Genomic DNA, 25,999 nt, shown 5'->3' on the forward strand with positions numbered 1-25,999 from the left:
GCGTGACAGTCTTCGACGACCTGGTGGGCCAGGAGCAGGCGGCGGCCGTGCTGCAGCGCGCTGCGGCGGCCGGTGCCGAGGCCCTCGCGGGAGGGCGCGGCGCGGGCATGACCCACGCGTGGCTGTTCACCGGCCCGCCCGGGTCGGGGCGCTCCGAGGCCGCCCAGGCCTTCGCCGCCGCCCTCCTCTGCCCCGACGGGGGCTGCGGCCACTGCGACATGTGCCACCAGGTGAGCGTCGGCTCCCACCCCGACGTCGAGGTGGTACGTCCGCAGGGGCTGTCGTACAGCGTCAAGCAGACCCGCGAGCTGGTGCTGCGCGCCTCGGGAGCCCCCACGCTCGGGCGGTGGCGGGTCATGCTGTTCGAGGACGCCGACCGTGCCACGGAGGCCGCCGCGAACGCCCTGCTCAAGGCCATCGAGGAGCCGCCGCCGCGCACGGTGTGGCTCCTGTGCTCGCCGTCCCCGGACGACATGGTGATCACCATCCGGTCCCGGTGCCGGGTCGTCACGCTGCGCACGCCGTCGACGGCGGCGGTCGCCCACGTGCTGGCCACGCGCGACAACGTGCCGCCGGAGATGGCGCGGTTCGCCGCGCGTGCCACCCAGGGGCACGTCGGACGGGCGCGACGGCTCGCCCTGGACGAGGAGGTGCGCCACCGCCGCGAGGCCGTCCTGTCGCTGCCGCGTTCGCTGACGGGCGTCGGCGAGTGCGTCGACGCCGCTGAGCGCCTGGTCAAGACCTCGTCGGAGGACGCCGAGGAGGCGACCAGCCACCTCAACGAGTCCGAGACGACCGAGCTGCGCAAGATCTACGGCGAGGGCTCCACGGGAAAGGGTCTCAACAGGGGCCTCGTCCGCGGTGGCGCGGGGGCGATGAAGGATCTGGAGGACAAGCAGAAGTCGCGGGCGACGCGCATCAAGCGCGACTCGCTCGACGTGGCGCTGCTCGACCTGGTCGCCTTCTACCGTGACGTGCTGGCCGTGCAGTTCGGGGCCCAGGTGGAGCTGTCCACCGAAGATCGCGGCGCCGACCTCGCCGCGCTGGCGCGATCGAACTCGCCGGAGGACACGTTGCGGCGGATCGACGCGATCATGCTCTGCCGCGAGCGGCTGGCCGCCAACGTGAACCCCCAGATCGCCGTCGAGGCGATGACCATCTCCCTGTGGCGGCCCCGCTCGTAATTTCCTCCGCATGGGCCGGCAGGAGAGCTCCGGCCGGGAGGTGACCGGCGGGCCGTACGGGAGGCCGTCGAGCCCCTGCCGGGCGTCTCCAACATCGTCGACTCCGCCTGCATGGGCGACAGCGCCAAGTGCTAGCCACGCCGGGTGGGGTATTGCCTCCCGGAACCTATGTGCGCGTAATGTGGGGCCCAAGCGCGCATCGGTTCGCGTGTGTGTGCTTGTGCGCGAGCGTGCGCTCGCGCCTGTGCGCGAGCTGTACCGGCGAGGAGGCCGAGGCGTCCCATGGGCATGATCATGGCCGTGAGCTTTGCTCGCTACGGGAGGCTGTACTACCTCGATCCGGGCGGCCACAGTCCCAAGGTCGGCGACAAGGTGCTGGTCCCGACGGACGCCGGTCCCGAGGTCGCCGAGTGCGTGTGGGCGCCGCAGTGGGTCAGCGAGGACATCGACGGCCTGCCGGTCTGCGAGGGCATCGCGAACGACGAGCACCTGGGGCGTGACGAGGGGAACCGTCGCCGGCGCGCCGAGGCCCGCAGCGTGTCCAAGCGCCTGATCAAGAGGCACGAGCTGCCCATGAAGATCGTCGGCGTCGACTACCTCGACGCCGACAACGTCTACACGGTGTACTTCTCGGCTCCGCACCGGGTCGACTTCCGCGCGCTCGTCCGCGACCTCGCACGCAACCTGCGGGCGCGGGTCGAGTTACGGCAGATCGGGCCGCGTGACGAGGCGCGGCTGCAAGGCGGCATCGGCCCGTGCGGCCGCGACCTGTGCTGCGCGACCTTCCTCAAGGACTTCGAGCCGGTGTCGGTCCGCATGGCCAAGGACCAGGATCTTCCGGTCAACCCGCTGCGCATCGCCGGAGCGTGCGGGCGCCTGATGTGCTGCCTGAAGTACGAGCACCCGCTGTATCAGGAGTTCCGGGCATCGGCGCCGCGCGTGGGGCTCGCGGTGGACACGCCCGAGGGCGCGGGAACCGTCGTCGGGCACAACGTGCCTTCCGACTCGGTCGTCGTGCGGTTGAACGACGGAGGACGCAGATGCGCCTGCTCGCGGGCGAGCGTGTGCGCGCCGCGCCGGCAGCACGACGCGAAGTACGGCGGACAGGATTCCGCCGAGGAGTGAAAGCCCAGGTGGGCGGGGTACAACCTAAGCGCCGCGCGGTTGATCAACTGGCGGCGTTTCCACAACGGGGGATAGGTGGTCGGCGCATGATGCGCTTTTCAGGCGCTAGCCGTACGGCTACCGCTCTTGTCGCGGCGATGCTGATCGTCTCCGGGTGCTCCGCCAAGGGGGACGCGGACCATCCCGCGGACGGGTCGTCTCCGGTCGACCCCCCGGCCGGCGCGGCCGCCACCCTGGCGCCTTCGGAGGCGCTCGCGCCCTTCTACACGCAGAAGATCGCTTGGACTCCCTGCAAGGACAACTTCCAGTGCGGCCGGATGGATGTCCCGCTCGACTACGCCGACCCCGGCGGCGAGCGAATCAAGATCAGCGTGGTGCGGCTCCCGGCCACAGGGAGCGACCGGGTCGGCTCGATCCTGCTCAACCCCGGAGGACCCGGGGGGTCCGGCATCGAGTACGCCCGGGCCGCCAAGACGGTGCTGAGCCCGGCCATCCTGTCCCGGTTCGACACCGTGGGGTTCGACCCGCGAGGCGTGGGCGAGTCTTCGCCCGTCCACTGCCTCACCGGTGCCCAGCTGGACAAGTTCATCGGGCTGGACGGGACGCCCGACAACCCCGCCGAGGTCGCCGCGCTGGCGAAGGGGGCCAAGGAGTTCGCGGAGGGGTGCGAGGCCAAGTCGGCCAAGCTCCTGCCGCACGTCGGCACGGCCGACGCCGCTCGCGACATGGACGTCCTGCGGGCGGTGCTGGGCGACAAGGGCATGACGTATCTGGGCAAGTCGTACGGCACGTACCTGGGCGCGGTATACGCGGACCTGTTCCCGAAGAAGATCCGTGCCATGGTCCTGGACGGGGCCATCGACCCCGTCCTCCCGCCCGTGCCGGACATCAACGCCGCCCAGGCGCGCGGTTTCGAGGTGGCGTTCCGCTCGTTCCTGGAGGACTGCTTCAAGGAGTCCTCGTGCCCGTTCTCCTCCAGGAACACCGACATGGCGCTGACGCAGCTCTCGAACCTGCTGCAGGCCACCGACCAGCACCCGCTGCGTAACAACACGGGCGACAGCCGCAAGATCGACGAGTCCTGGACGACGCTGGGCATCGTCACCGCGCTCTACGACAAGCGCTCGTGGCCGGTCCTTCGTGCCGCCCTGGGCCAGGCGTTCCGCGGGGACGGCACGACGCTGCTGAAGCTCGCCGACATCCTGGTCGACCGCCACCAGGACGGCACGTACTCCAACCAGACCGAGGCCAACATGGCCATCAACTGCCTCGACCATCCGTACCCGCACAAGATCTCCGCGTACGAGGACGCCGCGCGGGCGGCGCAGAAGGAGTCCCCGCACTTCGGGGCGTACGTCATGTGGGGCTCACTGCCCTGCGAGTACTGGCCGGTCAAGCCGACGGGCACCAACAAGCCCCTCAAGGCCGTCGGCTCGCCCCCGATCGTGGTCGTCGGCACCCAGCGCGACCCGGCCACACCGTACGAGTGGGCCAAGTCCCTGGCCTCGGAACTGACGTCGGGCGTCCTCCTCAGCTACGACGGCGACGGCCACACCGCCTACCGCACCGGCTCCACCTGCGTAGACGAAGCCGTAGACCGCTACCTGCTGTCCCTGACCCCCCCGGCCAACGGCACCCTCTGCCCGAAGGTGACGTAACAGGGTCGGCAACATAATTTTTTGGGGGGCAGCCGGTCCAGGACCGGCGGCCGTGGGTCCAGGTGGAGCGACCGGGGTTCGAAGGGTCGACCACCGCCTGGTCCGACGTTCGAGGGCTTTCTATAGGTGCGTGCGGGCCTCGTCGATCTGGCGCATGATGCCCTTCGCGCCGCTGGCTTCGGCGATCGCGGCTGCCTCTGCGACCAACGCAAGCGCCTCCGCACGGCGACTCTGCGCAGCGGCGATGTAGGCCAGCCCGACCAGGTTCGCGGCTACACCGGGGAGGAAACCGAGTTCCCGGCGAAGCCGCACAGACTCCTCCAAGCGCTCCCGCGCCGCATCCAACCGTCCGGCCATATGCTCCGCGATGCCCATGTGCCGAAGCGCGTAGGACAAGGTCAGCTTGTCACCGACCTGCGCCGCAAGCGCTTGCGAGCGTTCAAGCGCTGGAACCGCGGCAACGTTGTCGTGACGGACGAACTGGTGGAAGATGCCGACCCAGAGCAGCGACTCCCCCTCGCCGCGCAGGTCGCCGAGCTTCCGATAGAGCTCCGCCGCACGCTCGAACAGCGCCAACTCCTGCGGGTCCTCCTTTCCGTCCTCAAGGAAACGCGCATGCACGACGCGGCCGCGCGCCAGGGCGAGATCCGCCTCCACCCCGTCCAGTTCCCGGTCGGCTGTCGGTAGCACGCTGGCATCGCCGCCGAAGACCGCACGCTCATACAGCAATCTGGCCCGTTCAACTCGCGCATCCGCACTCATCACGCAACCCCGCTCACACCCGAATTCGCCGTAGCGTCGAACACCGTACGCGCCTGACTAGACGTGACACCAGACCTCGCCATCGCCCGTTGGACGTCACCGGTCTGGGTGGGAACCACTGGCTCACCACTCACGTGGGTGCCGGCGCGACATTTGCCGTGATCTGAATGTTCCAAACAGTTCATCTTGACGATTCGACAAACGTCCATAAAGCTGCTAACGAGAGAGCGCTCTCTTGCGTGTTGCCGATCCGTCGCGCACCAGCTCGGCCCTGCGTCCCTGGGCCGGCGCGTCTTGCGTCGTGCGCTGATCCCGTCCACGTCAGGAGCTGCTATGCCACTGATGTCCCCCCCATCGCGTTCCATGATCCAACGAGGGAGGCCGGCCCCCCTGGCCAACTACTACCTGGCGGCTCCGGCGAACTACTACGCCAAGTTCTGGCACGACCACGCCATCAACCACCTGGCCTACGGCTTCCCGTACGACGACTACGCCGGGCAGTCCTCGTTCGTCTCCCACGGAAACCCCCAGTGGCTACTGGTCGCCGTCGGCTGGTGACCCGTTAGCCGAACGCCCCTGAAGAAGGCCCTCGCGGATCCATCCGCGAGGGCCTTCCCAACCCGGGCAACCGCCGCCACCGCCCAAGCAGGACACCCCTCACCCTCGGCGTTGCGCGTGTGTGCGGAAAAACACCCCCGGCATCCCGTGTCTGTGCGGAAAAGGGCTCCTGGCCAAGAGGGTTGACAGGCAAACTTTCATAGCCAAGACTACCTACAACTTTCCAATCAATGGCCCGTCGTTGGGCTTTCAAAAGCATGCCCGCAAGAACAGCTCGGGGAAAAGGGCGCCTTTCTGGTTCCAATTCGTCCGCAGCTAGAAAGGGTCCAGCATGTCTTCAAGAGGCTCGCAGCCCCCCGCGACCTGGAGTGGCAAGAAACGTGTTCTAACGCTCGCGCTGAGTGTCGGACTGCTGGGAAGTCTCGGCATTCCGGCGGCCGCGACCAGCTTCGCCGAGTCGGCCGGCACAAAAGCGGCCGTCCAGGCGGCGGAGCAGGCGACGACTCTGCCCAGCGGCCGGACCACCTACCGGACCATCACCGACTACAACGACGAGATGCTCGCGCTGAGCAAGCGGTACCCCGACCTCGTCAAGCACGTCACGCTGCCGCACAGGACCCGCCAGGGCCGCGAGGTGTACGGCATCGAGGTGACCCGCCACGTCAACACCGCAGACGGCAAGCCGGTCCTGTTCATGATGGGCGTGCACCACGGCAACGAGTGGCCCTCCGGCGAGCACACGATGGAGTTCGCCTACGACCTGATCAAGAACGACGGCAAGGACCCGGAGATCACGCGCCTGCTCGACCAGGCACGGGTCATCTTCGTCCCCGTCGTCAACGTGGACGGCTTCACCATCAACCGGCGTACGAGCTGCGGCGTCTCGCCGACGTGCGCGAGCAACGCCGGGGTCGACATCAACCGCAACTACCCCTTCGGCTGGGGTAGCAACGCGGGTTCCAACGCGACCAACCGCGGCCCTGGGCCCGGCAGCGAGCCCGAGATCCAGAACATCATGGACCTGACCTCGTCCAACCAGGTCACCGTCCTGATCACCAACCACACCTCCGGTCACACCGTTCTCCGTCCGCCGCTGGAGAAGCGCGCGGGCGACGCTCCGGACGAGGCGGTCTACGCCGCCCTGACCGACGCGATGGCGGCCAAGAACGGCTACACCGGCATGAAGTCGGGCTTCGACTACGAGACGACCGGCGAGACCCCGGACTGGTCGTACTACGCCACCCGCGGCCTCGGGTTCACGTTCGAGATCATGAAGACCCAGTCGACCAACAACACCTACCCCGAGGTGATCGAGGACTACCTCGGCACCGGCCGCTACGCGGGCAAGTCGAACCGCGAGGCGTTCATGGTGGCATTGAAGTACGCGGCGGACCCCGCCGGACACTCCGTGATCACGGGCAAGGCGCCGAAGGGCGCGGTCCTGACGATCACGAAGGACTTCAACCTGTGGACCGCGCCGATCGTGCAGACGGGCGGTGTCCTGGACCCGCCCAAGGCGGTGCCCACCCACCTGGAGTCCACGCTGGTCGCCCCGACCAACGGCAAGTTCGCCTGGCACGTTAACCCCTCGGTGCGGCCCGCCCCCGCCTACACTGAGAACGGCGTCGTGGCCACCGGCCCAGGCAAGTTCCTCAAGGAGAGCTGGACGCTCACCTGTGCCCGCCCGAGCGGCGAGGTCCTGGAGACGGTGCACGTCACCGTCGACAGGGGCGAGCAGGTCGACGTGAGGCTGCAAGAGTGCAAGACCCGCTTCAACGGCAACGGCCCGAAGAACTGACGGTCGTCGTCGCGCACTGAACGAGCCGGGCGGTCCCCACCAGGGCCGCCCGGCGCTCGCTTTGAGCCCACAGGAACATCGCGACTCATGAAGTAACGCGGCCGACCGATGGCCCTGCCCTGCCGGGCGGTGAGAGGCATCGCCGGGTCTGTCACTCCATGGAGAAGGGAAGGTGCCCGACGATGGGGCGTGCCAGGGAGACCGGCCAGTCGCTCGCCGTGCCGGACGCGTCGCGGGTCGCCGCGAACCTGCGCGAACTCTTCGACGGCCACCGGCTTTCTCCTTCGCAGCGCCGCATCGCGCGCTACCTGCTCGACCACGCGCAGGAGGCCGCCTTCTTCACCAGCGCCGACATCGCCGAGCGCGTCGGCGTCAGCCAGCCATCGGTCACCCGCTTCGCCGCCGCGCTCGGGTTCAGAGGGTTCCCGGAGTTCCGGGACACGCTGCGCTCATCGGTGTTCGGCGGCCCGCAGCCGGCGCTGCCCGCCGAGGACCTCAACGAGATCCAGAAACTGGTCAACTCCGAGATCCGCGACCTCGAGCGGCTGCGGGACGGTCTACGGGATCCAAGCCAGCTTCGCCAGGTGGCCGGCCAACTGGCCAGGTCGCGTCCCCTTCTGGTCATGGGACTGCGGATCTCGGCGCCGCTGGCGCACCTGTTCGGCTACCTCGCAGAAAAGGTGCTCCCGGACGTACGGGTGCTGGACGTCGCGGGTTCGACCTTGGAGGACCGGCTGAGCCGCGGAGCCCAATCGGGAGCCGAATGGGTGCTGGCCATCGGGCTGCCGCGCTACCCGCGCGAGCTCGCCCAGGGGCTCATCTGGGCGCGGCGCGTCGGGCTGAAGATCGCTCTCATCACCGACCAACCGGTGGGCCGGCTCATCGACCTCGCGGACGAGGTCCTGCTCGCGCCGGTGAGCTCCGATTTCGCCTTCGACTCCCACGCCGGCCCCACGGTCCTGTGCACCGCACTGCTGCACACCATGCTCGACTCCCTCGCCACCGAAGGTCAGACCCAACTCGAAGCCTTCGACGACAGCGCGACCCAGCGCCAGATCTTCCTCCCTTACTGAGGCCACCTGGAAGGATTCTGTCGGTGCCGCGGGGCACAATCGGCGGATGGAGAAACCGGAGATCGTTTCAGCCGGGGAGTGGCAGCAGGCCCGCGACGAGCTGCTCAAGGCCGAGAAGGAAGCCACCCGCGCTCAGGACGCGCTCGCCGCGCGGCGTCGCCGCCTCCCGATGGTCAAGTTCGCCAACGGGTACGCGTTCGACACGCCGACCGGCACGAAGACCTTGCTCGACCTGTTCGAGGGCCGGGGACAGCTGGTCGTCTACCAATTCATGGACAACGGGCCCGACCACTACTGCCCGGGCTGCACCTGGTTCACGAACAACGTCCCCGTGGGCGGGCCGGCCGGGCTCGCCGAGCGCGGGGTCACGTGGGTGACCGTGTCGAACATGGCGCTCGCCCAGATCGAGGCGTACAAGGCGCGTATGGGCTGGACAGTGCCCTTCGTGTCGTCACACGGCACGTCGTTCGCGCTCGACTGCGGCGCCGGTGGCGGCTTCATGCTGAGCGTGTTCCTGCGCGACGGCGACGACGTCTACCGGACGTACAACACCACCTCCCGCGGCGTGGACCGGCTCGTCTTCGCCAACAGCATCCTCGACCTCACCCCATACGGCCGCCAGGAAGACTGGGAAGACTCCCCGCCCGGCTGGCCCCAGCACCCCACATACGGATAGATGGGCCGCATCTTTGGGCATGATCCAAAGCCGTAGTCACGCAGTTGGACACTCAGAAGGCTCCCGCGATCTTCGCGGGGGCCTTCTGACGTGGAGCCGCCTAAGGGAATCGAACCCTTGACCCCTTCATTACGAGTGAAGACACGATCGTCCAGGACCATCCACAGCTGTCTTCCGGGCCTGCTCGGGCGGGCTCTGCGGGGTCTCTCAGTCCATCGTCGTCCAGGGGTGTCCGGACCTGTCATTAGCATCCCCGTTAGCAAGATCATCCAACCGTATGCTCAGGCGGGAGGGAATCACGCACCTTAACCTGCGCGTTTCCCAGTCGCGAAGCACGGCACACGGGAAGCCCGGACAAATCCACCCGGATTTCCCTGATCTGCAACGAAATCCGTCGGATTATGAGCAAGACCGTCCTCAACCCGCATCATGGCGATCACCACATCAGACACTGGCCAGCCTGGCGAAGGCGATATCAGGCGCTATCAAGTCGATGCCACTACAAAACTTATGAGCGGCGCGAACGAGACGGATAGGAAACCGCAACTGCCGTACTGGAAGCAACCCCTGAGGTCTCCGCCGAAGCCTGGGCAGTTAACCCGCCGACCTGCCCGGCCTCCCGCGCTTTCGGAGTAGGTCCAGAACGTAGCCCGTGTAGTTGGCACGGGTTGCCAAGCACGTGGCACGCACAATCAATGACATTCCCCCCGAACTCCCTGATTCTGGAATCAGCGCTCGCGAACCACTAACCGGAACACGCGACGCGATATAAATCCAAGGAAGGGTAAACGAATGATCATACGTCGTCGAATCGGCACTCTTGCGCTCGCAGTAGTGTGTGCCGCTGTGCCGCTGACCTCCTTCTCCGCGTCCGCGGCTCAGGCCGACACGAGCAGCAAAGCCGGTTTTGGCCCGACGAAGTGTACCAATCTCGGGAACGGCGACCTATGCACCACCGGCATTTCCGGCTCTCCCGCGGGTTACGACGTGGCCTACAACAAGAGAGCGGGTGCCACTTTGACCGTGCGGTTCCGCCTGCAGTGCGAGGGTGGTTTCAAAGCAGCCGATAACGGCGCCTTCAGCATCTCAGCAGGTCAGAGAAAAAGTTTCGTCTTCTCGGTCGGCAACAAGGGGAACTGCCAGTCGGTATTGCAGGACATCACCAACGGCAAGAACTTCTACGGCCCTTACGTGACCATCCCCTAAGACACCCGTCCAAGGGTGACCAGGCCGAGGCGGTGATCGGTTTGCGCCCTGACCCCAAAAGCGTGACCCTCTGCGATCAGGGCGAAGCTACGCACGTATTTGGCTCGCTCAACCGTAAACGTCCGGTTCTAGCCTTACATCACCGCATACCCGAAGGAGCCCCTGACTGGCGTCCGTGCTGGTCAGGGGCCGATTTTTGGCTGTCTTTCCAGCCTCGATCTTTCTCGGCGTTTCAACTCCCGGTCGGGTCCAGGCTCGTGATCGCCGTGTAGAGGCACTTGAGCGCCTGGCTGCTTGCCGCTGGCACGTGCCTCACTGCAAGGCAGCTACCGAGGCTCCTGGTTGGGTATCGAATCTTGGTCGACTGCTGTCTTACCGGGAGCCCCGCCTCGCCCCAACCCCTGCCTTCTCACACCCATCCCGACCAGCGCTGTCAGGATGAAATGGCTTACCGTTACAGGCACCATGACGCCTTTAGGCGCGATACGAACAATGTCGCGGTTAGCTTGCTGCTGACGTCACGGGTCTGCATCTCGCAGAAGTAGGTCTTGCCGCCGTCGCTGAACTGGACATACCCCGTCCAGCTTCCGGACGTAAGTGTGGTCGCCCTCCTCGGGGGGGCGAAAGTCGTAGTTCCCGCGGTGTCCCGGTAGAGGGCGGTGCCGTCTTCGAATCTGAGGACCACCGGGCTGGAGAACACTGCCTGGGTATCCGCCGACGCCGTGGCCGGAACGGAAAGCAATCCAGCGGCCATGCCCAGGGTCACGAGCGCGCCGGACAGTTTCGCCCTTTTATTCATGGGCTCTTCCCTTTCTTGTTCGTCCGCTTTTGATCGGAACTCACAGGCCCCTCATGAGAGGGTGGCACACGTGAACGTGTCTCACATTGATACTGCATGCCAACTAATTGGCAATGCGCGCCTGGCGTCCGATGCGGCCGCAAGGAACCGCCTCTAGAAGCAATGCCGCTAAGTTAAGCCGCTGCTGGGAGTCCTTCGAGTTGGATGGTCGGCGGGCTGGCGTGGGTGACGCTGACGTCGGCGGCGCGTTTGACCCGGTAGGAGTTGTGGCGGGCGCGTTTGACGACGCGGGGGCAGGTCCGCATCCGGCGTTCGGGGTTGAGTCTGTCCAGCATCTCAGCGAAGACCCTCGCAAAGATCACGTATAGGTGGTCAGGGGGAAAAGGCCGCCGGATCATCGATCTGGCGGCGGACGACCCGGACGGTTCGGATGAAGCTGACCCGGTCAGGGTCGAGTTCGGCCTCATCGGCGGCCCGGCACATCAGCTCCCGAATGGCGTAGTGGGCGAGCAAGATGCCCCACATCTCCTGTTCGACCAGGTCGGGGCTTCGGGAGCGGAGGATCCCGCCGCCGCCGCGCAGGTGGGTCTTGATCTCATCCAGCCCGGATTCGTGTTCCCACCTTTGGTGGTAGGCGAACGCGACCTCCGGTGCGCTCAGCTCGGCCGGGTCCAGGATCGTGGTGATCACGCAGATCAACTCGCCGTCCGGGCCGCCACGGCCGGGCACGGTGTACTCCACCGCCCGCACCACGCGGGCCCGGTCCTGATCGACCTGTTCCCCGGCCCGTGCCGCCGCCAGCAGCGCGGCCTTGCGCTTGGCCGGAGTGTCCGGCGCGAAGATCAGCGCCAGGTAGGAGCCATCCGGCAGCCGCCGCACCAGCGGTAACGCCACCGCCGCGCCGACCCGCCAGCACAGCGCGGCACCACTGCCGGTGTACAGGTCCCATAGCTGCCAGGAGTAGAAGCCCGAGTCCGCGGTGACCAGCATGTCACCGTCCAGATGACCGATCAGCTCAGTGGCCAGCTCACGTTCACCCGTGCGGCACGAGCCCATCGCGGCCGCGACGACGGCGTGGGTCCCGCACTCCGACAGCGACACCACCCGCAACTTCGGGAACGCCGACTGTTTGGGGCCGCTGCCCATCCTGCCGAACGCCGCCACATTCGCCTCGGTGTCGGGCACATCGAAACTCGTCCCGTCGATGGCCATCAGCCTGCGCCGGCGCAGCCACGCGCCCTGGGTGCCCAAGTCCGCGACCGGTACCGCCGCCCGGTGGAACAACTCCTCCAGCGGCGCCGATCCCAGCCGCTGCCGCGCCTGGGTGATCGCCGAGGTCGACGGCACCCGCCAGTCCCGCTCCCAGGAGCCCAGGTGCCGCAGCGTCCCGGTCATCTGCCGCATGACCTCCTCATACGCCTGACCGAACAACAACCCCAAGCCGATCACGTACCGGACCATCACATGCGCAGGCAACAACCGCGACCGCTTCTCCCGCGCCCCGGTCGCATCAACAACCTCCTCGATCAGATCCCGTGAGAACGCCGCAGCCAGCACACCCAGCGAAATGTGATCAGTCAAACGGCCGCCCACCGGCGACTCCTGCGCTTCAGCCACCGCCGCAACCTACCGGCCACGGCCATCCAGCGCAGGACACCCAGCCCGACCTGCACAAGATCGCTAACTTAGCGGCATTGCCTCTAGAAGGCCGCCCCTCCCCTTCCCGGTGAGGCCTGGCGGATGTGGAGGGCCTGTTGGCGGTACTCGCTGGGAGAGATGCCGTAGGCGGCGCGGAAGATGCGGCTGAATTGGGCGGGGTCCGTGAGCCCCCAGTGTGCGGCGAGCGCGTGGATGGGGCGATGGAGGAGAGCGGGGTCGCCGAGATCGCGCCGGCAGCGCTCGAGGCGACGCCGGCGTATCCAGGCGGACACCGTCAGCTCCTCGCCTTCGAAGAGCCGATGCAGGTGGCGGACGGAGATCTGGCAGGCGATAGAGATGCTCTGCGGCGACAGGTGGGGGTCGCCGAGCTGTCGCTCGATGTAGGCGCGGACTTTCAGCTGGAGAGTTCGATGGTGTGTCTCCGACGGCACCGTGCGGTCGCGTTCGAGGTGGTGGGCGCACAGCGCGGTGACGAGGTCGATGACGATCGAGGCCAGCCGCGGGCCGTCCGCCGCCGCGTAGGAGTCGGCGTGGGCGGCCATCCGGCTGAGGCAACCGGTCAGGAGGGCGCCGATGCCCTTGCGCCCCGACAAGGGCCGGACAATGAGCTTCCGGATTTCACTCTCCGGAAGCGGCAGGACAGCCCGGGGAAACTGCACCATGATGCCCCGGACCGTGCTGGTGCTTGTCCAACCGTGCCAAGGGCGCGAGGTATCGTAAAGCAGCACTTCACCCGGGGAAGCCGTCGCGTCCCGGCCACCCTGGACGATTCTGTGGCTTCCCCGCCGGGTGATGAGGAGCTGGAGCTCCTCGGGATCGGACCGCCGGATCAGCTTGGCGGGCCGGTACGTCTCCAACGGCAGGTAGCTCAGCGTGTTGAGCCGCACCATCCCGAGATCCTGCAGGCGCAGCTCTGCCTGGAAGTCCGCCGCGTGCTCGCTGCGGATGCCGTTGGGAACCAGCGCGTCGTTCGCCATGTCGCACCAGGCCGTGAACCGATCGGCCACCGGCAGGTCGCTCGTCCTGAACCCGATCACCGCCATGAATCCCCCGCCTCGTCGAACGGGAGCAACGCCCGCCGCAACGCGGCGTCCATCTCTTCCCGAAGATCCATAAGTTCACGATAGGACGCACATCGTGCCAGAAGTGGTTAATGCCAGAAGTAGGACCTAAACCACCCATGAGGCTCAGCGTGGGACGGCAAACCCTGTTAGCAAGGGTGTTAGCAAAAGGCCCCCACCGATGATCGGTGGGGGCCTCTGATCTGGAGCCGCCTAAGGGAATCGAACCCTTGACCCCTTCATTACGAGTGAAGTGCTCTGGCCGACTGAGCTAAGGCGGCATGGTCGTAGGATCCCCACGACCGCCTTTAGGGTACCAGCCCTCGGCGCTCTGCGGGCCATGCCGGACATCGGATGATCACTCGGCCGTCGGGCGAGGGCGCTCGCCCCCAGTGCCGGCGGTGTGATGAGTCGCCATTTGGGAGGGGTCAGGAGAAGGCGAGTAGGGCGGTGGCCAGTTCTTCGGGGATGGGGGTGGGGGCCATGCCGTCGGGAGTTCTGCGGAGGCAGGCGATGGTCTGTCCGCCCCGCGCCACCAGGGCCCCGTCGCGCCTGAAGTCGAAGTTCATCGTGACCCGGCTGCCCTGGGAGGAGCCGAGTGACATGAGGACCTCGATCTCCTCCAGGGCGAAGCACTCCTCGTAGTAGTTCATCTGGCAGTTGACGGTGACCAGCGCGAGGTCGCCCGAGCGCAGTTCCTTGAGCGTGGCCGGGGCGTGTTCGGCGAGGAAGTACTCGCGACAGTGCCCCTGCCAGTGCAGGTAGTGGGCGAAGTACACGTTTCCCACGAGGTTGGTCTCATCCAGGGTGACGATGTGCCGGTACAGGTAAGTGCGCATGATCATCTTCTTCTCGGTACGGCGACGGCTACGGTGAGGTCTCCCGGTTCGCAGTGGATGGGGATCGTGGCCACGCGGAACTCCCCGGCGCTGAAGGTCACCAGGCCGTGGTCTCCGAGCTGTTCCACGAGAAGCGGTTCGGCGGAGCCCGCTTTAACCAGGGCTTCATGGGCGGTCCAGAGGCGTGCTGAGGAGGCCACGATGTCCTCGCCCGTCTTCTCCGTCAGGATCTGGGCCAGGTCCTCGTCCCGCTCGCCGAGCAGCGAGGCCCGTTCCGGGGTGTCGAGCGCGCCGGTCTGTTCCCAGTCGAGGCCGACGGGGTGATCGGCCGAGGCCACGAGGACGTGTCCCGCCGCGTAGGCGGCGGAGGCCGATCCATGGCCGGTGATCAGGGCGCCGCGCGGGTCGTGGGTGACCGGTCCCGCGCCGAGCGATTCCAGCAGGCCCGTCGCCGAGCCCCGTCCGCCGGGGGCGGCGCAGAACTCCACCGCCGAGGCGACATCCTGTTCCGAGAGGAGCCGCGACAGCAGCGGCCCGACCAGCGCGACCGGCAGCGGTCCCGGCCACGCCCGCGGTCCGACGGCGCGCAGCCGCAGCCCTTCCCAGCGGGCCACCGGCCCCTCCGCGTCGCGCACGTCGACGTCGAAGACGTACTCCAGCCCGTGGTGCTCGCGCTCCGACGCCTCCAGCAGGCAACGTCCGGTTGGGCGGCGCCACACGGTGACGCGTTCGGCCCCGACCGGGAGGGCCTGCCGGTGGGGTACGCACGCCAGCAGGGCGTGGATCGCGGCGTCGTGAATGCCGGGATCGCCGAGGACCAGCTCGCCCGGATGGAAGGAAGAGAACCACTTGGCGGACGACTCGCCCAGCCGGGCGCGCACCCGGAAGGCGGTCAGCAGCGAGTAGTCGCGCACCCGCTCGAACCGGCCGGTGTGGAAGAAGACCGGCCCGTAGAACGGGTGCGTCCCTTCCCGTTCTGGCTCCCGCCCCCATTCCAGTTCCTCCCACGTGCCCGCCGGGGGGACCGGGATCGCGGGGACGGCGCGGGCGGTGAACCGGTCGGTCGCGAAGGCGTCCGAGCCGTCCCGCACGGCCAGGTGGACGCCGTCCCCGGCGTCGAGCGCCGCGACACGGAGCATGGTGCTCTCCGTCTCGGCCACGGTGATCGGCGCGTTCAGCCGCAGGTCGGTGAACGACCAGGGGCCCTCGCCCCGTCCCGCCACCGCGGTCGCCTGGGCCATCGCCTCCAGGCCGAGCACCGCCGGCAGCACGGGAATCCCGCCGATCCGGTGGTCGCCCAGGTAAGGATCGGAGCCGACGCCCAGCTCGGCGTCGAGCACGGCCTCCACGCCCGGGGTGCGCGTGCGGACGTACTCGGCGAACCGGAGCGGCGGCGGGTCCGCACCCTCGACGCGGAGGGTCGGCCCCGCGGGGAACCTGCCGGTGAGCAGCAGCGTGACCGGGGCGCCCGGGTCGTCCAGGACCGCACGGAACAGGGCGAGGCCGCTCTCAGGGCCGATGGCCGCGACCCCCTGCCTGGCCAGGCTGTCGACGGTGTCGAGCCGCACCCCCATGCCGATCCCCGACCAGAGCGACCACTCCAGCAGGTGCGTACGGCACGCGGGGTGGGCCGCCGCCCAGTCCTCGACCGACGCGCGCATCCAGTCGTTGGCCACGCAGTACTCCGCCTGGCCGGTGAGCCCCCGCCGCCCGATGATCGAGCCGAACGCCACCAGCAGCCGCAGGTCCTCCCCGACCGCGCCGAGCAGGTGGGCAAGGCCGTCGACCTTGGGCGCGAGGTGGTCGCGCAGCGTTCCGGCGGTGACCCCGGCCATCCGGGACGGCCGGTTGACCCCGGCCCCGTGGATCAGCCCGCGTACCGGGCCGAACCCGGCGGCGCCCGCCATGGCGCGCGTCACGTCGTCGGGATCGGTGACGTCGCAGCTCAGATAGTGCGCGGGGACGCCGAGTCTTTCCATGGCGGCGACGACCCGGGGCTCGTCCGCGCTGGTACGGCCCAGCACGACCAGGGTGCATCCGGTGCGGCGGGCGAGGTCGGCCGCCGCGTACGCGGTTATGCCCTCCGCGCCCCCGGTGACCAGGCAGACCGTCCCGGCCCCGACGCCGTGGTCGGCGGCGTCGGCGGCGTCGCCGGAGGCCGCGTACGGGACGGTGACGAGCCTGGACAGCGAGCCGCCGGCCTCCTGCCGCAGCTCGCGGTACCCGTCCGAGGCGAGCCGCGACGGCGGCAGCGGCCGCGCGAGGTCGGCCAGCCGTACGACCGTGACGGCGCGGGGCGGCCGTTCGCGCTCGACCGCGAAGCTGCGGGCGATCGCCGCCGCCGCCGGATGCCCGTCGTGGAGGAGTACCAGCCGGTCGGGCGAGTCCTCGGCGAGCCGCCGGATCACGGTGGCGAGCCGTGCGTCGTCCGCGTCCCCTTCGAGGGTCACCGTGTACGGCTCCGGGCCGTCCGCGAGGCCGTCCTCGTAGGGGACCCAGTGGTGGGCGAACGGCCTCACCCAGGAGCGCACTCCGTCGGCGAGGTCGGGGCCGTCGCCCGCCGAGGAGTCCGCCGGGGGCAGCCCGGCCAGCAGCTCCGCGGCCTCGCCCACCGTCGCGTCGGCGGGGGACAGGGGGGTGGCGGGCGCGCTGAGGCCGAGCCGGCGGGTCGCCTGCGAGATCAGGTTCACCACGCGCAGGGAGTTCATGTGCAGGTCGCGCAGGAACGAGCTGCCGGCGTGGATGCCGTCGATCGGGAGTTCCAGCTCGTCGGCGAGCAGCCGCCGCAGGAACTCGAAGGGCTCCGCCTCGCCGTCCGGCTCAGGGGGGACGTCGTCGAACCGGGTCTGCCAGGGAGTTTCCTCGTGTACGGGCGGCGGGGCCGTCTCGTCCATGTGTACGGGCGGCAGGGCGTGGGCCGGTGCGTCCAGGAGAGGCGTGGGCTCCGGCGCGTCCCACTCGCACGGGCCGGTCAGGAAGCGGAGCTCGGTGTCCAGGGTCATCGTCCGATGGGGCCGTTCCGCGTACCAGAGTGCGGGGTCCCCGCCCGCGCACGCCACCAGGACCGCTGTGGCGAAGGCGTGCGCGCGGGGAGCGCCCCCGCAGTCCAGGCTGATGGCCGGGAGCGGGCCCCGTCCGGCCAGGTCGGCGAGCAGTGAGCCGGGCCCGGCCTCGACGAGCAGGTCGCACCGGGTGCCCAGCTCGCGGAGGGCGTCGGTGAACAGCACGGGGCGTTCGAGCTGGGCGGTGAGCAGCTCCACCAGGTCGGAGGAGTCGCCGAGCTCCTCGCCGGTCACAGTGGAGATCACGCTCGCCGAGGGGGCCGACAGGGCGATCCCGTCCAGCACCTCGCGCAGGGGCGCGACGGCCGGGAGCATCGCGGGGCTGTGGAACCCGTGGGAGACCCGCAGCCGCGAGACCGGGAGCCCCGCGGCGGACGCCCGTGCCATGACCTGGGCGATGTCCGCTTCCGGCCCGGAGATCACCGTCTGGTCGGGGGAGTTGCGCGCGGCGATGACCGCGGCTCCGTCGCCGAGCAGCTCGGTCACCCGCTCGGGGGGCGCGCCGATGCCCGCCATGGTCGTGCCAGGCAGGCCGTACCGCGCCATGATCCTTCCCCGCTCGGTGGCCAGCGTGAGCGCGGCGGAGGGAGTGATCGCGCCCGCCCAGGCCAGGGCCGGGATCTCGCCGAGGCTGTGGCCCACGGCGGCGACCGGGGCGCACCCGAGCGCCTCCAGCCAGGCCAGACCGGCCAGCGTCTGCCTGACGATGGCGGGCTGCGCGGCCTCGGTCCCCTCACCCTCGCCCGCCGTCCCCGGCGGGTACGTCCCCTCCTCAGGGAGGAAGTGGGTCCCGGCCAGGTCTCCGGCCCAGTCCGGCAGGGCGGTGCGTACCGGCGCGGCCTGGCCGGGGAGGAGCAGGCCCAAGCGGGCGGCAGGGCCGGAGGCCAGCGCGTACCCGGCCCTCTCGTCGAGCAGCGGGGTGCCGTCCCAGGAGGCCAGCGCGCCGAGCAGCGCGGTGGCTCCGGCCGCGAGCTCGGCGGGCGTCCCGGCCGCGAAGGCGGCGCGTACGGGCGCGTCACCCCTGGCCTGGTGGCCGAGGGTGGCGGCGAGGTCGTGCAGCTCGGCGTGGCTGAGCCGGGAGGACAGTGTGACCAGCCGCTCCAGCTCGGACGCCAGGCCCGCGCGGTCCTGCGCCTCCAGCAGCAGGACCGCGTGCGCGGGCGTGCCCCGAGCCCAGCGGCGGTCGGCCCCGGTCAGCCGGCTCGGCGTGCGGCGGCGCGGGTGGCCCTCCACCACGATGTGGGTGTTGATGCCGCCGAACCCCATGGAGGAGACCCCCGCGCGGGGCAGCTCCGCGTCCCAGGGCTCCGCCTCCGCGGGGAGCCGTACGGGCGCGCCGGCCAGCAGAGGGTGCGGCTCGGCGGTGCCCGTCGCCGGGGGGAGCGTCCGGTGGTGGGCGGCGAGCACCGCCTTGATCAGCCCCGCGACGCCGGCCGCGGCCTTGGTGTGGCCGATGTTCGCCTTGACGCTGCCGAGCGCGGCCGGACGCTCGCGGGCGGAGGTGGCGAGGACCGTGCTCAGCGCCCGCAGCTCGGTCTCGTCGCCGACCGCGGTGCCCGTGCCGTGCCCCTCGACCAGCCCGGTGGTACCGGGATCGGCCTGGGCCAGCTCGTAGGCCCGGCGCAGCGCCATGGCCTGCCCCGAGCTCTCCGGCCTGGTGAGCCCGCCCGCGCCGTCGGAGGAGGTGCCCCAGCCGGTGAGGTAGGCGTAGACGCGCAGGCCGAGCGCGTGCGCGTCCTCGGCCCTGGTCAGCGCGATCACACCGCATCCCTCGCCGGGCAGGAAGCCGGTGGGCCGGGCGTCGAAGACGCGCATCTCGTCGCGGGCGAGCGCCCCCAGCCGGGAGAAGCCGACCATCTCGAACGGGTCCAGGCTGAGGTCCACCCCGCCGGCCAGCGCGAACGACAGCTCGCCGGTCATCAGCATTCTGCTCGCGGTCATGACGGCCAGCAGGCTGGAGGAACAGGCGGCGTCCACGGTGTATCCGGTGCCGTGCAGGTCGAAGTGGTTGCAGACCCGTCCGGCGATCGTGTTGCTGAGCGCCCCGGCGAGCGTCTCGTCGCCGGGTTCGGGGAACGGCCGCTTGACCAGCTCCTCCATCCGGGCGAGCACGTCCGCCGCGTCCTGCCGCGCGACGCCCTGCGCGGACAGGGCCGAGGCGGCGGCCCTGCGCAGGAAGGGCCAGCGCAGGCGGAGCGTGGCCGCCCTGGAGAACTCCCCGGTGAGGGAGTTCCCGAGGATGACCCCCGCCCGGTCGCGATCAAGGCCCTGCCCGCCGGGATGGCCCGCGTCGGCGAGCGCGTCCGCGGCGGTTTCCAGGGCCAGCCAGTGGGTGAGGTCGGCCGCGCGGTAGAGCGCCCCCGGTACCCCGAAGCGGCCCCGGTCGAACTCCCAGTCGCGCAGCACCGCCGCGTGCGTGAGGTAGGTGAGGTCGGGAGCGTCCCCGCGATACTCGCCGGGCAGCCGTTCGGGGGGCACTCTGCGGAAGGCCACCCGCTTCCCGAGGACGTTCTGCCACAGCTCGCCGGGGCTCACCGCGTCGGGATAGCGGCACGCCATCCCGACGACGGCGATACGGGGGGCGCCGCTCACCTCGCGCCCTCGGGCACGGCGACGGGCTCGGCCCGGGGTACGGGCCGGCGTTCCCGGGCGGACGCGGTGACCGCGAGCAGCGCCAGGGCGGAACCCCGGATCGCGCACACGATGACCAGGGCGAAGAACAGCCCGAACACGATGTGGAAGGACACGAGCAGCCCGTAGACGGCGGCGGTGGCCATACCGAACGCCACCTGCCTCGCGGGCTTGACCGGTGTCGTGCCCGGGTCGGTGATCATGTAGTTGGTGTAGAGGATGAACGCCACGCCGGTCATCGGCAGCAGCGCGCCGATGAGGGAGGTGTCGAGGATCGTGGTGCGGATCAGCGCCTGGAGCGCGAACCCGCCCACCCAGCCGAGGATCAGCGGCCACTTGCCGGTGAGCTTGGCGTTGAGCATCGTGCCGAGCGTCAGGATCGCCAGCGGGATGGCCCAGTCGACGACCCCGCCGGTCCACTCGGTGAAGTGGTAGGGCGGAGCGATGCTGACCCACTCGAACAGCACAAGCGTGGTGGCGATGCCGAAGTTCGACGGGTTGAGCACGTGCCGCCAGCCCTTGCCGATCTTCACCCGGAAGACGTACTTGCTGGTCACCGCCACGACGACGGCGAAGATGGTGGGCATCAGCCGGTCGTTGCCGTACAGCAGCATGGCGCAGGCCAGAGCGGTGATGTGGGCCGGGAGCAGGAAGTCGACCAGATGCCTGAACGGCGGGGTGCCCACGAAGCGGGGGGCGCGCTTCTGGAGCCTCGCCTCGATCGCCTCGAAGCCCAACTCGAACGTGTAGGCGGTGATGATGGCGACGATCGGGGTCAGGTACGCCTGCTCGAACCCGAGGACGAGGTGACCCACGATGTTCAGCGCGGTGATCGAGAGGGCGAACCGGCGCAGGGCCTTGATTCGCTTGTCGGGGGGTGTGGTCACGCTCATCCCTCCTTGATGGCGCCCGCGTTGGTCAGCAGCAGAGCGTGCTGGCCGGGGGCGAGGTCGGCGGTGGCGGTGTGGGCGGCGCCACACGGGTCGATCCACTTGACGGTGACGGGCAGCGGGCCTGAGGCCGCCTGGCCGAGGCCGAAGTACAGGTCGGGGGCGCTCACGCCGCCGTGCCCGTTGGTGTAGTACAGCTGGGCGTGGCGGTCGGCCCCGCCGCCCGTTTTCACGGTGACGGCCGCACCGAGGGCCGGCCGGGTCGCGGTGGTGGCCCCGGTGCCCGAGCCGCACGCGTTCGCGCCGGCCGGGACGCTGAGCCGCAGCGACAGGCTGTTGGCCGGCGCCTTCGAGGTGTTGAGGTAGAACTGGCTCTGGTCCCACTGGTTGGCCAGGGCCAGGTCGAGCCGTCCGTCGCCGTTGACGTCGCCGACGGCGAGTCCCCGGGTGACCGCGTCGTCGCCGAGCCCGACCGCCTGGGCCACGTCGGCGTAGCGGCCGTCGGCGCCCTTGGCGAACATCACGTCGTAGTCGTGGCCGGAGATGTCGTCGCCCGGTGCCGCCTGGAACCACAGTCCGGGCAGGTGCAGCAGCGTGTCGTTGGACATGGCCAGCTCCTGCAGCTCGGGCCAGCGGTTCACCTCGCCGCGTACGAAGCCCATCGCCTGCACGATCTCGTCGGTGCCGTCGGCGTCGAAGTCGGCGGCCTTGACGTCCCAGGCCCAGCCGCCCCGGGAGGTGCCGAGCCGTTCGCTGTCGTCCTGGTAGGGCGCGTAGCCGGGGGAGAACGGCTCACCCGTGCTCACCCAGGCGAAGTTGCTCTCCTCCAGGGCGTACGGCTCGGTGATGTTGCTGACCGCCATGTCGGGCACCGTGTCGCCGTTGAAGTCGGTGAACGCCACTCCCATGCCCTTGAAGGAGTCGTTGCCGAGCACCTTGGACTTGGGGGTGAGCGGTCCCCTCGGGCCGGTGGCCTCCTCCAGCCTGACCTTCCCCGGGGTCGAGGAGTTGACCAGCAGCCGGTCGGGGCCGAAGTCGTTGCCGATGTAGATCTCGGGCAGGCCGTCCCCGTTCAGGTCCTGGGCGCCGAGGGCGAGGGTCCAGCCGTGGCCGAGATCTCCGGGGATCGCGTCGCGGGCCTCGGTGAAGGCACCGCCGCCGGAGTGGAGCAGTACCCGGGTGCTGCCCCCGTTGACCGCGTTGGACATCGAGTCCTGCATGTGCAGCGAGGCCTGGCTGGTGGTGTCGAGGACCTGGGCGCCGTCGGCGAAGTAGTTGCCGACGACCAGGTCTCCGTGCCCGTCGCCGTCCACGTCGGCGAGGGCGACCGCGTCGGTGTTCCAGACCTGGTACGGGCTCACCAGCTCGCGCGGGGTGAACCCTGCCGCGTCCAGGCCGCCGGTCCTGATGTAGCTCACCGGGGAACGGCCCCAGTAGTAGACCAGCAGGTCCTGGCGGCCGTCCTCGTCCAGGTCGGCGGGCATGCATCCCATGGGCGCCATCGCGGCGGTGTAGGCGATGGCCGTGTGGCTCAGCGCGAACGGGGCGTACCCTCCGGCACCGCCCGGCGCGGGACGTACGGTGACCGCGTCGGTCCTCGGGTCCACCAGGCACAGATCGTCGGCGCGGCCCTGCCCCTCGGCGTCGAAGAGCGCCACGGCGGCCCCCACCGAGGAGACCCAGGACCTGATCTTCTCGTAGGCCGGGGCGACCTCCCGCAGGCCTCTGCCCGGGCCGGGCTCGTTGATCGCGGTGCGCTGGAAGGCGAACCGCTCCGGGGCCCGGCGCACGGTGTCGGAGGTGTCGGGCAGGCGGGTGAGCTGCCAGGCGACCAGGCAGGCCACCAGGGCGAGCACGGGCATCAGCCCGGCGCGGAACAGCCGGATCATCGGGTTGCCTCCTGCCACAGTTCGCGGATCCCGGCACGCCAGGACTGGTAGTCGCCGAGGGTGCCGCCGAGACCCTCCTGGGCCGTGTCGGTCCACCCGGCCGCCGTGGTGGCGTCCACGCCGGCGAGGACGCGCGCGGCCCGTTCGGTGTGCTCCGGTACGTGCGCGGCGCGGACCCTGGCGCCGCACGCGAAGGCCACTCCCTGGGCCAGATGGGCCTCGTAGGGCGCGGCGAGCTTCGCCAGTTCGAGCAGCTTCTCGTCGGGTACGCCGCCCGCGTAGCCGGCCGCCAGGCCGACACCGCTCCACAGGTCGGACCGCCGGGCCTCGGGGAAGGCGCCGATGGTGCCGGCGATCGCCTCGGGGACCGCGCCGTCGCAGAACCACAGGGACCTCCCCAGTCCCTGGTCGCGTACGGCCAGGCGCGGGCCGAGGTTGGGCTCGGCGTGACGCCGCCTGACGGTCCTGCCGGTGGTGAAGAATCCCCGGTGGAAGCCCCAGCCGTCGTAGGCCAGCCAGCGGTACAGGGGGTGGGTGCCCGGCAGGTTGTGCCCCGGGCGCAGGTGGAGGCGGCAGTAACCCCAGCCGACGCCGACGTGGATGAGGTGGGTGTAGGCGTCCCCGGGGCCGGCGAGCAGGGCGGCCGTCCTGCCCCGTTGCGACCCCGGCGGGCCGAGCAGGTCGAGGATGGCGGTCGCCATGCCGGCGCCCTCGTAGGCGAAACCGCGGAGGTCGGGGGTGACGGCGGCGAGCGCCGAGTGCAGGTGGGCCACGCCGGCGGCGTCGATGGCGAGGTTGAACCCTTCGATGAACGAACCGGCCGCCGCCCTGAGTGCGGCGGTGGCGGGCGCGTCCGGTCCTGTGAAGCCCCTGGCGACCGGGTCGGCCGTCTCTGGCTTTTGAATCAGGAGGCGCCACGGCCAGGAGTGTCGGGGAAGAGAGATGTCAGGAAGGGCTTGAGACAAGGATTTCACACGCGGCATCGATATCCCGTTACCTATATCTAGATCCAACGGCCTAAACCACATTGAACATTCAGTCAGTGAACCGTCAATGTGCCGTTACCGGTGCTCAGGTGCGTCATGGACCGAGTCAACGGCAGCTTGAGGGCGCAATTTCGACTGTCTTCGGAAAGAGGCCACAACAAGATAGAGGTGCTTTGTAGATATCTAATGAACCAGGTTTCTCGATTTTTGGTTCATTTGGGCAGCACTGAATCCGGAACGGTGTTCTCGCGTTCCGTTCCGGATTGGCGGAGGGGGTTTACCGCTTGATGCTCTTGCGCCACCACCAAACGAGGGCGAGCGCGGTTCCCGCGACGCAGTAGGCACCGGCGAGCTCGAAGACGAACGAGACGCCGCCGGCCGCGATCAGCACTCCGGCGATCGAGGTGCCGATGCCCGAGGAGATGGAGTCGGAGGCGCTCGCCACGCCGAACGCGCGGCCGAGCGCGGCGGGGGGTGCCAGTTTGGTGATCAACGCGTAGGTGAGGGGCACCGAGATCGCCATCAGCACGCCCTCGACCACGGAGATGACGATCGCCATCCAGATGCTGGTGGTCATGGAGTAGACGAACGCCAGGGCGCCGAGCATCGCGGTGACGACGCCGACGACCAGCCATCGGGGGGTTCTGGGGAGCACCTTGTTCGCGTGCGGCGACAGCAGTACGACCGGCAGCATCGTGGCGGTGAACGACCACGGGATGATCGGGTCGGCGGCGCCGAGCTCGCGCAGGAACGGCCCCCAGAGCACGGCGTACACGCCGTACATGGTCGCGGTGGCCGAGACCAGGGCGATCACCGGGCCGACGGCGCGCAGCACGTCCAGCAGCGAGACCTTCGCCGGCGCGTCCTCTTCTTCTTTCCCCTCGACGGTCTTGCGCAGTTCCGAGGGGATCGCGGGCTTGCGGCTCAGCAGGCCGAGGACCGACGCGCTGCCGAGGGCGGCCACGGCGAACCAGGGGGCGGCGGCGGTTCCGTCGATCACGATCAACCCGACCATCAGCGGTCCGACCAGCGCCCCGGCCGTGCCGATGCTGTTGAACCTGCCGAAGGTCCTCTCGTGCTCGGCGGCGGGCGTGCCGAGGCCGATGGTGGTGCGCAGCGCGTTGCCCGCCGCCGCCATGCCGCCGGTGGTGATGAGGTACGAGGCCGCCATCGCCGGGAGCCACGAGACCACGAGGAAGATCACCGCGCCGAGGAACGCGATGAAGCAGCCCCCCACCAGCGACCGCCAGGCGCCGAACCGGTCGACCAGCCGGCCGGTGACCAGGTTGGACAGCGCGCTGCCGAAGGCCGAGCAGATCATGATCGTCCCGAGCATGGCCACGGGCACGCCGCGGTCGAGCAGGTAGGGGACGATGATGGCGATGGTCCCCATCTGCGAGCAGCGCAGCAGGAAGGTGACCGCGTAGGCTCCCCACAGCGTGACGCTGTGCGGGGCGGCGGCCACCCGGGGCGGCGAGACCGCCGTCTGCACGCCTGCCATCAGACGCTGCCCCGGTCCGTGACGCCCACCGGGCTGCTCTGCGGTCCGACGGCGTGGATGTACCACCGCATCCGGTCGAGCACCTTCGGCGCCCACAGCTCCCTGGCGTGCTCCAGGTCCGCCTCGGCGAGGCCGCGATGGGTGACGATGGCCATGGTCGCGCGGGGGGTCGGCCAGAGCCTGATCTCCGCCCTGCTGCGCTTGGTCGGCCATCCCTGGCACTCCAGCTCCACGGCGATGCGCTCTCCGAGGACGAGCTCGACGGAGGTGGCCTCCAGCCCGAACTCGCCGACGCTCCAGCGCACTCCGCCCGGGGTCTCGACCGCGGGCGATCCGGTCCACGCCGACAGGGACGCGGGGTCGGTGAACGCCCGGTAGATCTGGCTGGCCGTACCGCGCTGGATGATGTCGGTGATGATCAGGGAGTGGGTGCCGTCCTCGTGGGCGTAGCTCGGATCCTGTTTGCTGCCGGGGCGGAAATTCAGGGAAGTCATGGGAAGGCTCCTCGTGAGGCGGTAGACGCCCCGGTTCGTCACGCCGTGGCATCTGAGATGGAACCGGCGGGTCGTGCCCGCCGCCCTGCGTACCCCCGTGGAAGGGGCCCGCGCCCGTCCCCGGACGCGGGCCCCCTGTCACTTGGCG

At 69.6% G+C, this 25,999-nt stretch carries 20 protein-coding genes and 1 tRNA gene; 8 read left to right on the forward strand and 13 right to left on the reverse strand.

What is annotated here, in order from left to right; genetic code table 11:
* Positions 1 to 2: 2 nt before the first annotated feature.
* The 3 genes from AB0O34_RS19285 (at position 3) to AB0O34_RS19295 (ending at position 3,967) form a co-directional block, all read left to right on the forward strand.
* The gene (locus tag AB0O34_RS19285) at positions 3 to 1,184 is read left to right on the forward strand and encodes a DNA polymerase III subunit delta' (RefSeq protein ID WP_363917011.1); all 1,182 of its coding nucleotides are present in this window, start codon (positions 3 to 5) and stop codon (positions 1,182 to 1,184) included.
* Positions 1,185 to 1,472: 288 nt separating this feature from the next.
* On the forward strand, positions 1,473 to 2,309 hold the full coding sequence (gene ricT, locus AB0O34_RS19290) for a regulatory iron-sulfur-containing complex subunit RicT (RefSeq protein WP_363917054.1): 837 nt from the start codon (positions 1,473 to 1,475) through the stop codon (positions 2,307 to 2,309).
* Between the two features lie 86 nt (positions 2,310 to 2,395).
* On the forward strand, positions 2,396 to 3,967 hold the full coding sequence (locus AB0O34_RS19295) for an alpha/beta hydrolase (RefSeq protein WP_363917013.1): 1,572 nt from the start codon (positions 2,396 to 2,398) through the stop codon (positions 3,965 to 3,967).
* Between the two features lie 120 nt (positions 3,968 to 4,087).
* Here the strand turns inward: AB0O34_RS19295 and AB0O34_RS19300 are convergent, their stop codons facing one another.
* Positions 4,088 to 4,729 carry a tetratricopeptide repeat protein gene (locus AB0O34_RS19300; RefSeq protein ID WP_363917015.1) on the reverse strand — a complete coding sequence of 214 codons (642 nt, stop codon included), beginning with the start codon at positions 4,727 to 4,729 and terminating at the stop codon, positions 4,088 to 4,090.
* Between the two features lie 333 nt (positions 4,730 to 5,062).
* On the opposite strand from AB0O34_RS19300, the gene AB0O34_RS19305 reads away from it, so the two are divergent.
* The 5 genes from AB0O34_RS19305 to AB0O34_RS19325 all read left to right on the forward strand — a co-directional run bounded on the left by AB0O34_RS19305 (position 5,063) and on the right by AB0O34_RS19325 (position 10,040).
* Positions 5,063 to 5,287 carry a beta-1,3-glucanase family protein gene (locus tag AB0O34_RS19305; protein ID WP_363917017.1) on the forward strand — a complete coding sequence of 75 codons (225 nt, stop codon included), beginning with the start codon at positions 5,063 to 5,065 and terminating at the stop codon, positions 5,285 to 5,287.
* 331 nt (positions 5,288 to 5,618) lie between these two features.
* Complete coding sequence (locus AB0O34_RS19310) at positions 5,619 to 7,085, forward strand: M14 family zinc carboxypeptidase (protein WP_363917019.1); 1,467 nt, start codon at positions 5,619 to 5,621, stop codon at positions 7,083 to 7,085.
* A 182-nt stretch (positions 7,086 to 7,267) separates the two neighbouring features.
* Complete coding sequence (locus tag AB0O34_RS19315; RefSeq protein WP_363917021.1) at positions 7,268 to 8,158, forward strand: MurR/RpiR family transcriptional regulator; 891 nt, start codon at positions 7,268 to 7,270, stop codon at positions 8,156 to 8,158.
* 46 nt (positions 8,159 to 8,204) lie between these two features.
* Positions 8,205 to 8,834 carry a DUF899 family protein gene (locus AB0O34_RS19320; RefSeq protein WP_363917023.1) on the forward strand — a complete coding sequence of 210 codons (630 nt, stop codon included), beginning with the start codon at positions 8,205 to 8,207 and terminating at the stop codon, positions 8,832 to 8,834.
* A gap of 792 nt (positions 8,835 to 9,626) precedes the next feature.
* Complete coding sequence (locus AB0O34_RS19325; RefSeq protein WP_363917025.1) at positions 9,627 to 10,040, forward strand: hypothetical protein; 414 nt, start codon at positions 9,627 to 9,629, stop codon at positions 10,038 to 10,040.
* A gap of 454 nt (positions 10,041 to 10,494) precedes the next feature.
* Here the strand turns inward: AB0O34_RS19325 and AB0O34_RS19330 are convergent, their stop codons facing one another.
* The 12 genes from AB0O34_RS19330 to AB0O34_RS19385 all read right to left on the reverse strand — a co-directional run bounded on the left by AB0O34_RS19330 (position 10,495) and on the right by AB0O34_RS19385 (position 25,851).
* Entirely contained in the window at positions 10,495 to 10,839 is a 345-nt protein-coding gene (locus AB0O34_RS19330) for a hypothetical protein (RefSeq protein WP_363917027.1), read from the reverse strand.
* A gap of 173 nt (positions 10,840 to 11,012) precedes the next feature.
* A complete protein-coding gene (locus AB0O34_RS19335; protein ID WP_363917028.1) occupies positions 11,013 to 11,174 on the reverse strand; it encodes a hypothetical protein in 162 nt (53 codons plus the stop codon).
* A gap of 37 nt (positions 11,175 to 11,211) precedes the next feature.
* The gene (locus AB0O34_RS19340) at positions 11,212 to 12,456 is read right to left on the reverse strand and encodes an IS4 family transposase (protein WP_363917030.1); all 1,245 of its coding nucleotides are present in this window, start codon (positions 12,454 to 12,456) and stop codon (positions 11,212 to 11,214) included.
* Between the two features lie 83 nt (positions 12,457 to 12,539).
* Positions 12,540 to 13,541: a helix-turn-helix domain-containing protein gene (locus AB0O34_RS19345; RefSeq protein WP_363917032.1), complete on the reverse strand. Its 1,002-nt coding sequence runs from the start codon at positions 13,539 to 13,541 to the stop codon at positions 12,540 to 12,542.
* A gap of 222 nt (positions 13,542 to 13,763) precedes the next feature.
* Positions 13,764 to 13,840 (reverse strand) — tRNA-Thr (locus AB0O34_RS19350).
* Positions 13,841 to 13,987: 147 nt separating this feature from the next.
* Positions 13,988 to 14,398 (reverse strand): acyl-CoA thioesterase, encoded by a 411-nt coding sequence (locus AB0O34_RS19355; protein WP_363917034.1) that lies wholly within the window; start codon positions 14,396 to 14,398, stop codon positions 13,988 to 13,990.
* Positions 14,399 to 14,400: 2 nt separating this feature from the next.
* Positions 14,401 to 20,052, reverse strand: a complete 5,652-nt coding sequence (locus tag AB0O34_RS19360) for an SDR family NAD(P)-dependent oxidoreductase (protein WP_363917036.1) — start codon at positions 20,050 to 20,052, stop codon at positions 14,401 to 14,403.
* Entirely contained in the window at positions 20,049 to 20,978 is a 930-nt protein-coding gene (locus AB0O34_RS19365; protein ID WP_363917038.1) for an enediyne biosynthesis protein UnbU, read from the reverse strand. Before AB0O34_RS19365 ends, AB0O34_RS19360 begins: the two co-directional genes overlap by 4 nt.
* Positions 20,979 to 20,980: 2 nt before the next feature.
* Positions 20,981 to 22,870, reverse strand: a complete 1,890-nt coding sequence (locus AB0O34_RS19370) for a VCBS repeat-containing protein (protein ID WP_363917040.1) — start codon at positions 22,868 to 22,870, stop codon at positions 20,981 to 20,983.
* Positions 22,867 to 23,844 carry a DUF1702 family protein gene (locus AB0O34_RS19375; protein WP_363917042.1) on the reverse strand — a complete coding sequence of 326 codons (978 nt, stop codon included), beginning with the start codon at positions 23,842 to 23,844 and terminating at the stop codon, positions 22,867 to 22,869. Before AB0O34_RS19375 ends, AB0O34_RS19370 begins: the two co-directional genes overlap by 4 nt.
* A gap of 289 nt (positions 23,845 to 24,133) precedes the next feature.
* A complete protein-coding gene (locus tag AB0O34_RS19380) occupies positions 24,134 to 25,357 on the reverse strand; it encodes an MFS transporter (protein WP_363917044.1) in 1,224 nt (407 codons plus the stop codon).
* On the reverse strand, positions 25,357 to 25,851 hold the full coding sequence (locus AB0O34_RS19385; RefSeq protein WP_363917046.1) for an SRPBCC domain-containing protein: 495 nt from the start codon (positions 25,849 to 25,851) through the stop codon (positions 25,357 to 25,359). Before AB0O34_RS19385 ends, AB0O34_RS19380 begins: the two co-directional genes overlap by 1 nt.
* Positions 25,852 to 25,999 lie beyond the last annotated feature (148 nt).

Source organism: Sphaerisporangium sp. NPDC088356 (assembly GCF_040685555.1).
GTDB lineage: Bacteria > Actinomycetota > Actinomycetes > Streptosporangiales > Streptosporangiaceae > Sphaerisporangium.